At 50.3% G+C, this 13,529-nt stretch carries 11 protein-coding genes and 1 tRNA gene; 6 read left to right on the top strand and 6 right to left on the bottom strand.

Features of this window, described 5'->3' with window-relative positions; translation table 11 throughout:
* Positions 1-44: 44 nt before the first annotated feature.
* On the bottom strand, positions 45-371 hold the full coding sequence (locus tag OGX80_RS14390) for a YggL family protein (RefSeq protein WP_012135074.1): 327 nt from the start codon (positions 369-371) through the stop codon (positions 45-47).
* The gene (gene trmB / locus OGX80_RS14385) at positions 371-1,090 is read right to left on the bottom strand and encodes a tRNA (guanosine(46)-N7)-methyltransferase TrmB (protein ID WP_115181168.1); all 720 of its coding nucleotides are present in this window, start codon (positions 1,088-1,090) and stop codon (positions 371-373) included. The genes OGX80_RS14390 and trmB overlap by 1 nt, the downstream gene beginning before the upstream one ends.
* 161 nt (positions 1,091-1,251) lie before the next feature.
* Between trmB and mutY the strand changes: the two genes are divergently transcribed.
* From mutY to OGX80_RS14365, 4 genes are all read left to right on the top strand, one after another.
* Positions 1,252-2,304 carry an A/G-specific adenine glycosylase gene (mutY, locus tag OGX80_RS14380; RefSeq protein WP_115182311.1) on the top strand — a complete coding sequence of 351 codons (1,053 nt, stop codon included), beginning with the start codon at positions 1,252-1,254 and terminating at the stop codon, positions 2,302-2,304.
* Positions 2,305-2,332: 28 nt separating this feature from the next.
* Positions 2,333-2,608 (top strand): oxidative damage protection protein, encoded by a 276-nt coding sequence (locus OGX80_RS14375; RefSeq protein WP_012135077.1) that lies wholly within the window; start codon positions 2,333-2,335, stop codon positions 2,606-2,608.
* Positions 2,609-2,705: 97 nt separating this feature from the next.
* Positions 2,706-3,788, top strand: a complete 1,083-nt coding sequence (gene mltC / locus OGX80_RS14370; RefSeq protein ID WP_065422798.1) for a membrane-bound lytic murein transglycosylase MltC — start codon at positions 2,706-2,708, stop codon at positions 3,786-3,788.
* A 211-nt stretch (positions 3,789-3,999) separates the two neighbouring features.
* Positions 4,000-5,256 carry a nucleoside permease gene (locus OGX80_RS14365; protein WP_115181167.1) on the top strand — a complete coding sequence of 419 codons (1,257 nt, stop codon included), beginning with the start codon at positions 4,000-4,002 and terminating at the stop codon, positions 5,254-5,256.
* A 72-nt stretch (positions 5,257-5,328) separates the two neighbouring features.
* On the opposite strand, the gene OGX80_RS14360 is transcribed toward OGX80_RS14365, so the two are convergent.
* Entirely contained in the window at positions 5,329-7,464 is a 2,136-nt protein-coding gene (locus OGX80_RS14360) for an ornithine decarboxylase (RefSeq protein ID WP_115182310.1), read from the bottom strand.
* Positions 7,465-7,891: 427 nt separating this feature from the next.
* Between OGX80_RS14360 and OGX80_RS14355 the strand changes: the two genes are divergently transcribed.
* Together OGX80_RS14355 and OGX80_RS14350 are read left to right on the top strand one after the other, a co-directional pair.
* The gene (locus OGX80_RS14355) at positions 7,892-8,599 is read left to right on the top strand and encodes a DUF554 domain-containing protein (RefSeq protein ID WP_012135082.1); all 708 of its coding nucleotides are present in this window, start codon (positions 7,892-7,894) and stop codon (positions 8,597-8,599) included.
* A gap of 105 nt (positions 8,600-8,704) precedes the next feature.
* Positions 8,705-8,780, top strand: a tRNA-Phe gene (locus OGX80_RS14350).
* A gap of 134 nt (positions 8,781-8,914) precedes the next feature.
* Here OGX80_RS14350 and OGX80_RS14345 read toward each other — a convergent pair.
* The 3 genes from OGX80_RS14345 to OGX80_RS14335 all read right to left on the bottom strand — a co-directional run bounded on the left by OGX80_RS14345 (position 8,915) and on the right by OGX80_RS14335 (position 13,481).
* A complete protein-coding gene (locus tag OGX80_RS14345) occupies positions 8,915-9,409 on the bottom strand; it encodes a helix-turn-helix transcriptional regulator (protein ID WP_123907424.1) in 495 nt (164 codons plus the stop codon).
* Between the two features lie 62 nt (positions 9,410-9,471).
* Positions 9,472-12,204 (bottom strand): autotransporter outer membrane beta-barrel domain-containing protein, encoded by a 2,733-nt coding sequence (locus tag OGX80_RS14340; RefSeq protein WP_286471301.1) that lies wholly within the window; start codon positions 12,202-12,204, stop codon positions 9,472-9,474.
* Between the two features lie 422 nt (positions 12,205-12,626).
* Positions 12,627-13,481: a helix-turn-helix domain-containing protein gene (locus OGX80_RS14335; RefSeq protein ID WP_181899075.1), complete on the bottom strand. Its 855-nt coding sequence runs from the start codon at positions 13,479-13,481 to the stop codon at positions 12,627-12,629.
* Between the last annotated feature and the right edge of the window lie 48 nt (positions 13,482-13,529).

Below are 13,529 nucleotides of genomic sequence, written 5' to 3'. Positions count from 1 at the left end.
CTCAAGACAAATCGGGCCAGCAAATGCTGGCCCCGTATGCTTTATTAGTCCCACCAAACGTCGAAAAGTTCGCTGGTGCGCACGTCTTCAAGTTTGTGTTCTTCCAGCCACTTACGCACAATCGCCTGATGTTCTTCGGTGCATTTGCCGATTTCCTGCATGCAGATCAGCCCTTCCCAGGACAGATAACCGCTGCCGTCAAACGCCAGTTTATTTGGCTCAATAACGTCATTGATGAAGTCATCGACAATTTTATCAACCTGCTCTTCAGAAGTGCCTTCCGGGAAACGCCATGCAACCGAAAACCCTAATTCCTGGAATTCGTCGATATGCATTTTTTTACGCAGACGACGACTACGGTTCTTTGCCATTATTTCACCCTCTCGAACATTAAGTCCCATACGCCGTGGCCAAGACGATGACCACGTTGTTCAAATTTGGTTACCGGGCGCGATTCCGGGCGCGGTACATAATCGTTACTCTCTGACAGGTTTTTGTACCCGTCGATGGAGGACATCACTTCCAGCATATGCTCCGCATAGGCTTCCCAGTCGGTCGCCATATGGAACACACCGCCCAGCTTCAGTTTGCTTTTCACCAGCTCGGCAAACGGAACCTGAACGATACGGCGTTTATTATGACGCGCTTTATGCCACGGGTCAGGGAAAAAGAGCTGAACCATCGATAAAGAATTGTCAGGAATCATTTTATGCAGCACTTCAACCGCGTCATGACACATCACACGCAGGTTCCCGACGCCTTCTTCGTGCGCAGACGCCAGACATGCGCCGACGCCAGGCGAATGCACTTCAATACCGAGGAAATTTTGTTCCGGGCGGGCTTTCGCCATCGCCACCAGCGAGGCGCCCATACCAAAACCAATCTCAAGCGTAACCGGCGTGTCGCGGCCAAACAGCGTGGCGAAATCCACCGGTTCTTCGCTGAATTCAACGCCCATCACCGGCCAGTAGTTTTCCAGCGCGTGTTCCTGCCCTTTCGTCAGTCGCCCCTGGCGACGAACAAAGCTACGAATTCGGCGCAACGGGCGGCCGTTTTCATCAAATTCCGGTGAAATGACGTCGTTCTTCATAAAAGTTAAGTCTGCTTGTGATTGAGTTCCGAAAACGGGCATTATCCAAAGTTAGTTGCCGGATGCAAGTAAAGGAAGAGAGTGATCACAGGAAAGTTCCGGTTTACACCTCGTTGCCTCTGTGCTGCAATCTTGCCCCCAGCAATTTTAAAGCGATGACCATGCAAGCGTCTCAATTTTCGGCTCAGGTTTTGGGCTGGTACGATAAATACGGGCGGAAAACCCTGCCCTGGCAAATTGACAAGACGCCCTACAAAGTATGGCTCTCGGAAGTGATGTTGCAACAGACGCAGGTTGCGACAGTTATCCCCTATTTCGAACGTTTTATGTCGCACTTTCCAACGGTGACGGATTTAGCCAACGCGCCGCTGGATGAGGTTCTGCATTTGTGGACGGGCCTCGGCTACTACGCCCGCGCGCGCAATCTGCATAAGGCGGCGCAACAGGTGGCGACGCTGCACGGCGGCCGGTTCCCGGAAACGTTCGACGAGGTCGCCGCCCTGCCCGGCGTAGGCCGCTCCACCGCCGGCGCGGTTCTCTCGCTCTCTTTGGATAAACATTTTCCGATTCTCGACGGCAATGTTAAACGCGTGCTGGCACGCTGCTATGCTGTCAGCGGCTGGCCGGGGAAAAAAGAGGTTGAGAAACGGCTGTGGGATCTGAGCGAGCAGGTTACGCCTGCCAACGGCGTGGCGCGTTTTAACCAAGCGATGATGGATTTAGGCGCTATGGTGTGTACGCGCTCCAAGCCGAAATGTTCGCTGTGCCCGCTCCAGAATGGCTGCGTTGCCGCCGCGAACGAGAGCTGGTCGCTGTACCCCGGCAAGAAGCCAAAACAGACGCTGCCGGAGCGTACAGGCTATTTTTTGCTGTTGCAGCATAATGACGACGTGTTTCTGGCGCAGCGTCCGCCGAGCGGCTTATGGGGCGGATTATACTGTTTTCCTCAGTTTGAGGATGAAGATGGCTTGCGTCAGTGGCTGGCGCAACGGCATATTCAGGCCGATAATCTCAGTCAACTTAATGCTTTTCGCCACACGTTTAGCCATTTCCACTTAGATATTGTGCCTATGTGGCTTCCCGTGTCTTCATTCACCGAGTGCATGGATGAAGGCAACGCGCTCTGGTATAACTTAGCGCAACCGCCGTCGGTCGGACTGGCGGCCCCCGTGGAGCGTTTGTTACAGCAGTTACGTACCGGCGCGCCGGTTTGAGCACCCCGGTCGATAAAGAGGATTTTTTATGAGCAGAACCATTTTTTGTACTTTCCTGCAACGTGAAGCGGAAGGCCAGGATTTTCAGCTGTACCCGGGCGAACTGGGGAAACGCATCTACAACGAGATCTCTAAAGAAGCGTGGGCACAGTGGCAGCATAAGCAAACCATGCTGATCAACGAAAAGAAACTCAACATGATGAACGTCGAGCACCGCAAACTGCTGGAGCAGGAGATGATCAACTTCCTGTTTGAAGGGAAAGACGTGCATATTGAAGGCTATACGCCGGAAGAGAAAAAATAAGCATCTCTTGCTGGCAATCTCGTAGGCCGGATAAGGTGCTTGCACCGCCATCCGGCAAAACGATACAACAACAAACACAACACGCACTCCCGGAATGATGAAAAAATTTTTCGCGCTTGCTCTTGTTGCGCCGTTGCTCATCTCCTGCTCCAGTTCGACCAAAAAAGGCGATACCTATAACGAAGCCTGGGTCAAGGATACCAACGGTTTTGATATTCTGATGGGGCAGTTTGCCCATAACATTGAGAATCTGTGGGGGTTCAAGGAAGTGTTGATCGCGGGTCCGAAGGACTACGTGAAGTACACTGACCAGTATCAGACCCGCAGCCACATCAACTTTGACGACGGTACGATCACCGTCGAAACCATTGCCGGAACAGAGCCCGCCGCGCACCTGCGTCGCGCGATCATCAAGACGCTGTTAATGGGCGACGATCCCGGCTCGGTCGACCTCTACTCCGACGTCGATGATATTCAGATCTCCAGAGAGCCGTTCCTGTATGGTCAGGTGGTCGATAATACCGGGCAACCCATTCGCTGGGAGGGACGCGCAACCAACTTCGCTGACTATCTGCTGAAAACGCGTCTTAAGAGTCGCAGTAACGGTCTGCGCATCATCTACAGCGTGACGATCAATCTGGTGCCGAACCACCTGGATAAACGTGCGCATAAATATGTTGGCATGGTTCGCCAGGCCTCACGCAAATACGGCGTCGATGAGTCGCTGATTCTGGCGATTATGCAAACCGAGTCCTCTTTCAACCCGTATGCGGTCAGCCGTTCCGACGCGCTGGGGCTGATGCAGGTAGTACAGCACACAGCCGGGAAGGACGTATTCCGTTCACAGGGGAAATCGGGCACGCCAGGCCGCAGTTTCCTGTTCGATCCTGCCAGCAACATTGATACCGGCACCGCTTATCTGGCGATGCTCAACAATGTCTATTTAGGCGGCATTGATAATCCGACATCGCGTCGTTACGCGGTGATCACCGCCTATAACGGCGGTGCAGGCAGCGTGCTGCGCGTTTTCTCTAACGATAAGGTTCAGGCGGCAAACATTATCAACAGTATGTCCCCGGGCGATGTGTACCAGACATTAACCACGCGGCATCCTTCTGCGGAATCGCGTCGCTATCTGTATAAGGTCAATGCCACCCAGAAATCCTACCGTCGGAAGTAATCTCGCCGTTCCCGCCCCCAATCGCACTGGGGCGGGAAGGCCGAAAAGTGTTAACTCCATCACTCTTTTGCTTTGCAATTAGAAATTGTTTGCAAATATTTGTCACAGGTAACAAAAAATACCCTTTCCTCATTGATAGAATCACATCATATTGCAACGGCAAATGTGCCTTTTAAAACATTCATCCGCTATATGGTGTGAGGAAATTAACATGAATCTTAAGCTGCAGCTGAAAGTCCTCTCCTTTCTGCAGTTCTGCCTGTGGGGAAGCTGGCTTACCACCCTCGGCTCATATATGTTTGTCACCCTTAAATTCGACGGTGCATCCATCGGTGCTGTGTATAGCTCGCTGGGGATTGCCGCCGTCTTTATGCCCACGCTGTTAGGGATTGTGGCCGACAAATGGTTGAGTGCGAAATGGGTATACGCCATTTGCCACGTCGTTGGCGCTGCAACATTGTTCATGGCTGCCGAAGTGACCACGCCAGGCGCCATGTTCTTTGTGATCTTGCTTAACTCGCTGGCCTATATGCCAACGTTAGGGTTGATCAACACCATATCCTACTACCGCCTGCAATCCGCAGGGATGGACATCGTCACCGACTTCCCGCCTATTCGTATCTGGGGCACCATCGGCTTTATTATGGCGATGTGGGGCGTAAGCTTCTCTGGCTTTGAACTGAGCCATATGCAGCTGTACATCGGCGCGGCGCTTTCCGTCCTTCTGGTACTGTTTACGCTTACGCTGCCGCACATTCCGGTTGCCAGACAGCAAAAGAACCAGAGCTGGACTTCAATGCTGGGGCTGGATGCTTTCGCGCTGTTCAAAAACAAACGCATGGCGATTTTCTTTATCTTCTCCATGATGCTGGGCGCCGAGCTGCAAATTACCAATATGTTCGGTAACACCTTCCTGCACAGCTTTGATAAAGATCCGCTGTTCGCCAGCAGCTTTATCGTGCAGCATGCCTCGGTCATGATGTCGATTTCGCAAATTTCCGAGACGCTGTTCATCCTGACCATTCCGTTCTTCTTAAGCCGCTACGGTATTAAGAACGTCATGCTGATCAGTATCGTGGCCTGGATGCTGCGCTTTGGCCTGTTCGCTTATGGCGACCCAACGCCGTTCGGTACCGTGCTGCTGGTTCTGTCGATGATTGTTTACGGCTGCGCCTTCGACTTCTTCAACATCTCCGGTTCGGTGTTTGTGGAAAAAGAGGTACGCCCTGAAATCCGCGCCAGTGCGCAGGGCATGTTCCTGATGATGACTAACGGCTTCGGTTGTATCCTTGGCGGCGTCGTGAGCGGTAAAGTGGTGGAACACTACACCCTGAACGGCATTACCGACTGGCAGACCGTGTGGCTGATTTTCGCAGGCTACTCTCTGGTTCTGGCCTTTGCGTTCGTGGCGCTGTTTAAATACAAACACGTTCGCGTTCCGACAGGCTCTCAACCCGTCGCGCACTAATCTTTACGCCGGATGGCGCTAATGCTTATCCGGCCTACAAGGGAGTCGCCCCGTAGGCCGGATAACGCGAACTTATTTCAGCACATAGCCATACAGCCGTTTAATCCCGTCGGCATCAGTCTCGCTGTAAACCCCTTGCAGTTCCGGTGAGAAACCGGGCAGCAAATTGACGCCCTCTTCCAGCGCCAGGAAGTAGCGCTGCACCGCCCCACCCCACACTTCGCCCGGCACGACACACAGCACACCCGGTGGATATGGCAGCGCGCCTTCTGCCGCGATACGCCCTTCAGCGTCACGAATACGCACTAACTCAACATCGCCGCGAATAAAAGCGCTATTGGAATCCTGCGGATTCATCGCCACCGCAGGCAGGCTCTCTTTGCGGAACATCGCTTTTTGCAGATCTTTCACGTCAAAACTGACGTACAGATCGTGCATCTCCTGGCATAACTGGCGCAGGGTGTAGTCGCGGTAACGTACCGGATATTTGTTAAAGATGGTCGGCAGCACATCCGCCAGCGGCGTGTCGTCTTCGATATGTTGTTCAAACTGGGCCAGCATCGCCACCAGTTGCGCCATTTTGGCTTCGCTTTCGGCAGGCGTCAGCAGGAACAAAATCGAGTTGAGATCGCATTTTTCCGGCACGATGCCGTTCTCACGCAGATAGTGCGCCAGAATGGTGGCCGGGATACCAAAGTCGGTATAGCGCCCGGTTTCAGCATCAATGCCCGGCGTGGTCAGCAGCAGTTTGCACGGGTCGACAAAATACTGATCCTCCGCATAGCCTGCAAAGCCATGCCATTTCGCCCCGGGTTCAAAGCTGAAGAAGCGTCGATCGCTGGCAATCAGTGCCGTTGGATGATCCTGCCACGGCTTACCGTCCACAAGCGGCGGAATGAATGGCTGAAGCAGTTTGCAGCGGGCAAGTATCGCCTTGCGCGCCTCGATGCCCAGCGCCACGCACTCTGCCCACAGGCGGCGACCGCTTTCCCCTTCATGGATTTTGGCATTGACATCCAGCGCAGCAAACAACGGGTAGAACGGACTGGTGGAAGCATGCAGCATAAAGGCGTTGTTCAGGCGCTTGTGCGGGCAAAAACGCGCCTGACCGCGAATGTGGTTGTCCTTTTTGTGAATCTGCGAGGTTTGCGAGAAACCAGCCTGCTGCTTGTGTACCGACTGCGTAACAAAAATCCCCGGATCGTTTTCGTTCAGCTCCAGCAGCAGCGGCGAACCGTCCGCCATCATCGGAATAAATTGCTCATACCCGACCCAGGCGGAGTCAAACAGGATGTAATCACACAGACTGCCGATTTTGTCGATAACCTGACGGGCGTTGTAGATCGTGCCGTCATACGTCCCCAGTTGAATGACGGCCAGACGAAACGGGCGCGGCCGATCGGCTTTCTGCGGGGCGACCTCACGGATCTGCTCACGCAGGTATGCCTCGTCGAAACAGTGCTCATCAATGCCACCGATAAAACCAAACGGGTTGCGCGCGGCTTCGAGATAGACCGGCGTGGCGCCCGCCTGAATCAACGCCCCGTGGTGGTTTGATTTATGGTTGTTACGATCGAACAGCACCAGATCGCCGCGCGTCAGCAGCGCGTTGGTCACAACTTTATTCGCCGCCGAGGTGCCATTCAGCACGAAATACGTTTTATCCGCATGAAAGACTTTCGCCGCAAACTTCTGCGCATGCTTGGCCGATCCCTCATGAATGAGCAGATCCCCCAGCTTTACGTCGGCGTTGCACATATCCGCCCGAAAGAGGTTTTCGCCGAAGAAGTCATAAAAATGCCGACCGGCCGGGTGCTTTCTGAAAAACTCACCGTGCTGATGGCCCGGGCAGGCAAAGGTGCTGTTACCCATATCGACATACTGGGTCAGCGTGTCATAAAACGGCGGCAGCAGATTCTCTTCATAACGGCAGGCGGCCGACTCCAGTTCCAGCCAGTCCTGCGCGTTGCCGCTTATCACCGCCTCAACACCGGCAGGCGCATCAACATGATCGTCAGAGAGAATAAACACCGGCAACTGAAAACCGGTGCGTTTAAGCAATGCCAGGATGCCGCTGCGACTATCCGCAACGGTAATGACGACTGCCGCGACATCAGTAAAGTCAGTGCCGTCCAGCGCCACCACATGGCGGTGGGTAGACAGGCGGGAGACCAGTTCACCACTGGCGGCAATATTCATTGATTTCATAAGCGCAAAAACCCGTTTCGGGAGAATAGAAGTCCCGGGCAAGGTAACATTACCCTGCCCCACGAAATGTTGGGTCAAACTGGTCACCAGCTCCGACCGCCAGACATCAGTAAAAGCAGACAGCCTCTGATCTTACTGTTGTCCCGCAGTGAGCGTGCGCTGCCCTCACCGCATGGTGAGAGAATGAAGGGAGATCAAAGAAAGGGGCAATCGTCGCGCAGAAAGGCGAAGTTGAAGGCGATGTAAGGGTAATATGGTCATCCCAGGCAGCCCCGTACAAACAGGAGAAAATTCGCGCAATCATGGCACCTTTCCCCTGGGGGCGCAAGATCAAATCCCGGACATACGCGCCATCGACAAACGCGCATAATGCGTGATATTCGGGGCATAATAATGCAATCAGATAAAACAAATAGCAGGAGCGACTGTGGTAATCGGGCCTTTTATTAACGCCAGCGCCGTTTTAGCTGGAGGCGTGCTTGGCGCGCTTCTCAGCCAGCGTTTACCGGAACGGATTCGTGTCTCAATGACCTCTATTTTCGGGCTGGCATCGCTGGGGATCGGTATTTTACTGGTCATAAAATGCGCTAACCTTCCGGTGATGGTTCTGGCGACAATCATCGGCGCGCTTATCGGCGAGTTTTGTTACCTGGAAAAAGGCATCAACACGGCGGTGACGAAAGCGCAGCAACTGATTAAGAAACCGGGGAAGAAAGCCGTCCACGACACCTTTATTCAGAACTATGTCGCCATTATTGTTCTTTTTTGCGCCAGCGGAACCGGCATTTTCGGCGCGATGCATGAAGGCATGACCGGCGACCCGAGCATTCTCATCGCAAAATCGTTTCTCGATTTCTTCACGGCCATGATCTTCGCCTGCTCGCTGGGAGTCGCCGTCGCCGTTATTTCCGCCCCCATGTTGGTTATCCAGCTATTGCTCGCCACCTGCGCAGCCTTAATTTTACCGCTCACCACCCCGGCGATGATGGCAGATTTCAGTGCCGTAGGCGGATTACTGCTGCTGGCGACCGGTCTACGTATTTGCGGAATCAAGATGTTTGCGGTGGTCAATATGCTCCCCGCCCTGCTCCTGGCGATGCCGCTTTCCGCCGCGTGGACCGCGTTTTTTGCCTGAAAATGCGTGCAATACCAACAATCTGGTGATAGATTGTGCAGTCTGCATGGATTTGAAGAAATTTCGTTGACGAAACGAAGCGAATCGGTTTTAATGCGCCCCGTTGCCCGGATAGCTCAGTCGGTAGAGCAGGGGATTGAAAATCCCCGTGTCCTTGGTTCGATTCCGAGTCCGGGCACCAAATTCATATCAACGGACCTCCACGGAGGTCCGTTTTTGCTATTCCTCTTCCTTTGGCTCATAACTGTCTTCCCCATGTTCACATGAACACCGCCGTTGCCTCTGACAGCGACAACAGCGTTTGCATTGGTCGATTCAAATTGTTAGCGACCCGGAGACAGCTTTGCACCATGCCAGAAACTGGCTCCTTGTTTTGAAACCTGCCTTTTTTCTAATATTCGATTGATGGGTATATACCGTTTTTCTGCTTATTCTTGTCATTAGACGAACTCCTGGCATGCTGTCAGAATATTTCATCAACCGAATGATACCGAGTTCCCTTAATGTTAATTCACTGATGAGCTGGCAGTATCGACATGTTTCATCAGATTTTCTTTGTAGCGTACATTTTAACGCCTCACGAATATCTGAAGTATTATCCTGCAACGATATAGTTCCGCAGGAAGATATTCCCCACGAACTAAGTGGTATAATCACAACATCATCAGATAACTGTCGGCAGTAACATGCAGTGATCAAATCAATATCTTGCACAAATAACATTCTTCTTTGTTCTGTTGCAGGAATAATGGATTTAACCAGTTCATTTAAGCCTGACAGCGCGAATTGATCTAATGGCGTTGTTATCATATTGAAAAAACCTATAGGCTGAAGGCCCCCTATGGGGCCTTTACTGATACGGCACACGAAAGTTAAAACTCATAGCGCATGCTAATACCGCCACCCGTGTCACGGTAATTATCGCTGCCGAAGCGGGAACTCACGCCAACCTGTACGCTCAGCTTCTCTATCAGGCTGGCTTCAACACCCAGCTTAGCTTCTCCAATGTCCTTACGGCCCTCGTCGTACAGCGTCACGTCATCCATTCTGACCCCACTTTTCTCACTGTTATGCAGCCAGTTCGCTGCCAGGTAAGGTTTCCAGACGCTCTCCTTACCGGAGCGATGTTCCATAAAGGCCTTCACGCCCAACCGGGACTGCGTATTATTTTCCCCCTTACCTGCTACTCGAGTTCCGTTGGTTTCACGGTGCTCATCCATCGTCACCCCGCTCCACACCACCTGTACCTGAGGCTGGATGAAGACATCATTATGTTTATCTCCCCACAGATGGAATGTATATCCGCCCTCAACTGAGGCCAGCAGGCCATCCGAGTCATACTTCTCTTTCGCAAGTCCTTTTCCCTGCACTTCGTTGTCATACCACGCATATTGCAGCCATGTGTCGATATACGCGCCAGTACGCTGATCTGCATTCCTGAACCAGGTTCCGTATAGCCCAACGCTGTAGCCGCTGACGTTTCCTTCTGAGCGATAACCCGTCAGGGAGGAGTCCGTGGTACTGTGGCTGCTGCCGTAGCCGGCCATCAAACCAGTCCGCCAGATGTCCGTGCCGGTGTAGGTGCCGCTGGCAATATCACCGCCCATCTGGATGACATAGCGATTCTCGTCCGTATTGAGTTGACCGCTGCTGTCCCGGCTGTCAAGGTGTCGCCCTTCCGTACGTATCCACATACTGGTCAGCTTCTTTTCACCAGTGAACGGATCGGTGTACATGCGGTCACCGCCACGGTCCTCAAGCCTGGTCATGAACATCTCATTTGCCGCTGCGAGGTTGGTCATGTAACTACCGGCCTCCGGGCGGGAGATGCTGGTATTCGGGAATACAGGTGGTGACGGTGGTTCTGTCGGATCAACCGGCCCTATTGGGTCCACAGGTTCTGTCGGATCAACCGGCTCTGTTGGGTCCACGGGTTCTGTCGGGTCAACCGGCTCTGTTGGGTCCACAGGTTCTGTCGGGTCAACCGGCTCTGTTGGGTCCACAGGTTCTGTGCTGCTGGTCAGGTACCAGTTATTACTGGTACCTCCATTGCCGCCCTGAACAAGGTTATAATCATAAGCGCCGGCAACAATACGACCGCGCTGGATAAATTGACCATCTGAATTACCATCAACGCGAATAATCTCAATGCCTTCGACAGTTTGAGCGCCTTGCCCACCCAGATTATTTACTGTTACGTAGCTGCTACCGTCTGTATCACCTGTGATATGCATACTATCTGTAATAGAAGCATCGCCTGCCAGCTGAGAATTAAAGACCAGAGTTCCTCCCTGACCATGATAATCACCATCGACAGTCAACGTAGTGCCAGCAGATGAAGCGGCTTCATTCATGTAAATGGTACCATCGTGATAGACAGTACCCACCGTTTGAGCATAACCATTTAGATCGAGAACACCATCTTTACCGATGTTAAAATCAGAACCAGCACTAAATGCGTTATCACTACCAGCGCGTAAATACCCACCATGAAGATTAGTGTTTCCTGTGTAGTCATTACCACCCTGTAAAGTCGTCGAACCACTCCAGATATTTACCGTCCCGTCACCTGTAATCTGGGAAAGAAATTTATAATCATCGCTGGTATGTGAGAAATTGATCATACCAGCTCCATTGCCAAACTTAATAACTCTGGAGTTAACGTAACCTGGGGCGCTGTTGTTACCTATATTCAACACACCGTTACTGCCTTGCTGATCCGCAATCAAAAACTCACTGGTAGTATTTATCTCACCACCATCTGAAACAGTCATTATTGCCGATCCAGATTGAGCAAGAGTCAGGGAGTTAGTACTCAGGGAAGAGTTTTGACCAGAAACATTTATTTCACCATGCCCCCCTAAGACGCCTGACAAAAGACGAAAAGATGTAACAATACCACCATTAGTAATATTAAGTACCCCATCACCTCCTGCCCGCTCACCGACTATCGCTATTGTCCCCAGCCCAAAAATATTGACTCTCGAGTTGTCAACATTAACAACCCCTTGCCCCATCGTGTAACCAATATATAAATAAGTGGTACTGACCTCAGAATTTCGGATATCCAGCTGCCCGGTCCCCCGATTGGCACCCACAAGGATCGCCTCAGTCGACAGACTGGACTCACTAAGAGTCCCATGACCGTTACCATACAGATAACCAATTAACAGATTTTTTGTATTAATTTCTGAAGATACTGCGTTAAGAAATCCAGTATATTCCGTACTCCCGCCGCCAACTGTAATTTCAGAGGCATCGACTGTTGCATTTAAAAGGGAGAGTCTTCCTGTCAAGCTCTCCCCTCCAAGGTCCGGTTCGGCAATGCCTACGCGAAGCGTGTTGGTGACGACGAGCTTCGCATCATTAACGGCAAGGTGATAGTTATTATCAATACTACTGACTGAGATATCATCAGTAATTATTGGAAAGTGTCCATTAGGACCATCTATATATACCTCATCATTTTCGCCAGGCAATATTCCGATATCCCAGTTTTGGCTATCTGACCAGTCACTGGTATTTCCTGTCCAATAGACAGGAGCAGCTTCTGCTCCTACAGACAACACAAAAGAGACAGCACAACTCAGATACTTCTTTTTCACAATTACTCTCACTCCAGACAAAAGAGACGACTATTGCTTGATAGTCATCAATCCGAAAAAAAATTACAGATAATTACTGCAACGACAGCTAAATCATAAATGAAAACATGTCTCATATAATCTGTAGCAATAATATTATAATCTCACACAACTGTTGGATTTAATTGCAGCAACATTTGACATTTTCACTTCTTAGTTATTAAGAACAGTTATAACTCCATTAGCTAACATGCTGTTTATTAAAACAGTAAAGCCCTTGATATCTCTGGGTCGCAACAAAGATTGCGGAGATGCTGGACATGACTGTTAAATTTCCTCCCTATTACTCCTGTGATATTTCGTAAAGTAGTCTATTTATGTGTAAAGCTAGCATGAACCAGATACAAAGCACTGTGGTAAAGTATCAAGCCAGTTTATTAACATCAGGATACAGGAATAATATAGCGATATTCAGTAAATCTGTTATGAGTTAAAAAACATTCCAGATCCCAATTACAGTTCCATCCGGTGAATAATTCCGACATACTTTGCATGTTAGCTGACAACGCTATATAGAAAGGGTTAACAAACATTCCCTCTGCATAAAAACAGGCTATTTTATTTGAGTGTAAGCAAAATTCAGCATTCTCCAGTCCAGCAATACCATCAGGTTGTTCTGCTAATCCAACAAAATATTTTATATCTACTTCTCTCTCGCTTCGCCATGAAGGTGAATATTGGGAAGTGGCATAATAATGCTCGGGTGTATATCCCAGATGTTGAAAGAATTTTTTCCTAAAACGCTTCCGCTGATTGAAGTGCGGTTTATCAAAATCAATAGCATCTACACTATAGTTAAAATATTGACCGTATAATCTGATACTGGCATTATCAATCATACTGATAGTTTTAATTTCACATGGAATCTTAAACACTTCGGCCTTTGCAATCGTGTTACTGACATTTAAAACTCCTTTTCTCCTGAAATCCTGGGGAGAAACCCCAAAAGTATTTTTAAAAGAACGTGAAAAGGCACTTATTGAATTAAATCTTAAAACCTCAGAAATATATCCAACACTGGCTCTGGTAAAACACAGAAATACGCCAGCCTTAAACATTCGTCGACCACGAACATATTTTGATAATGAATCACCGGTAGTATCTTTAAATATTTTTTGTAAGTAACTACTGCTATACCCGGATTTTTGACTAAGCAGTTCTATCGTTAACTCTTCGGAAAGGTGATCTTCGATCCACTGCAACAATGCATGCACATGTATTAAATAATTTACATTCATAATACCTCCCATCAGGCAATGAGGTGGCGTAATTATTAGTATAGCTCA

Origin of the sequence: Citrobacter sp. CK194, from assembly GCF_030333395.1 — a bacterium.
Classification (GTDB): domain Bacteria; phylum Pseudomonadota; class Gammaproteobacteria; order Enterobacterales; family Enterobacteriaceae; genus Citrobacter_B; species Citrobacter_B koseri.
Note: the sequence above shows the minus strand (reverse complement) of the source record. Positions and strands in the feature narration are given on the sequence as shown.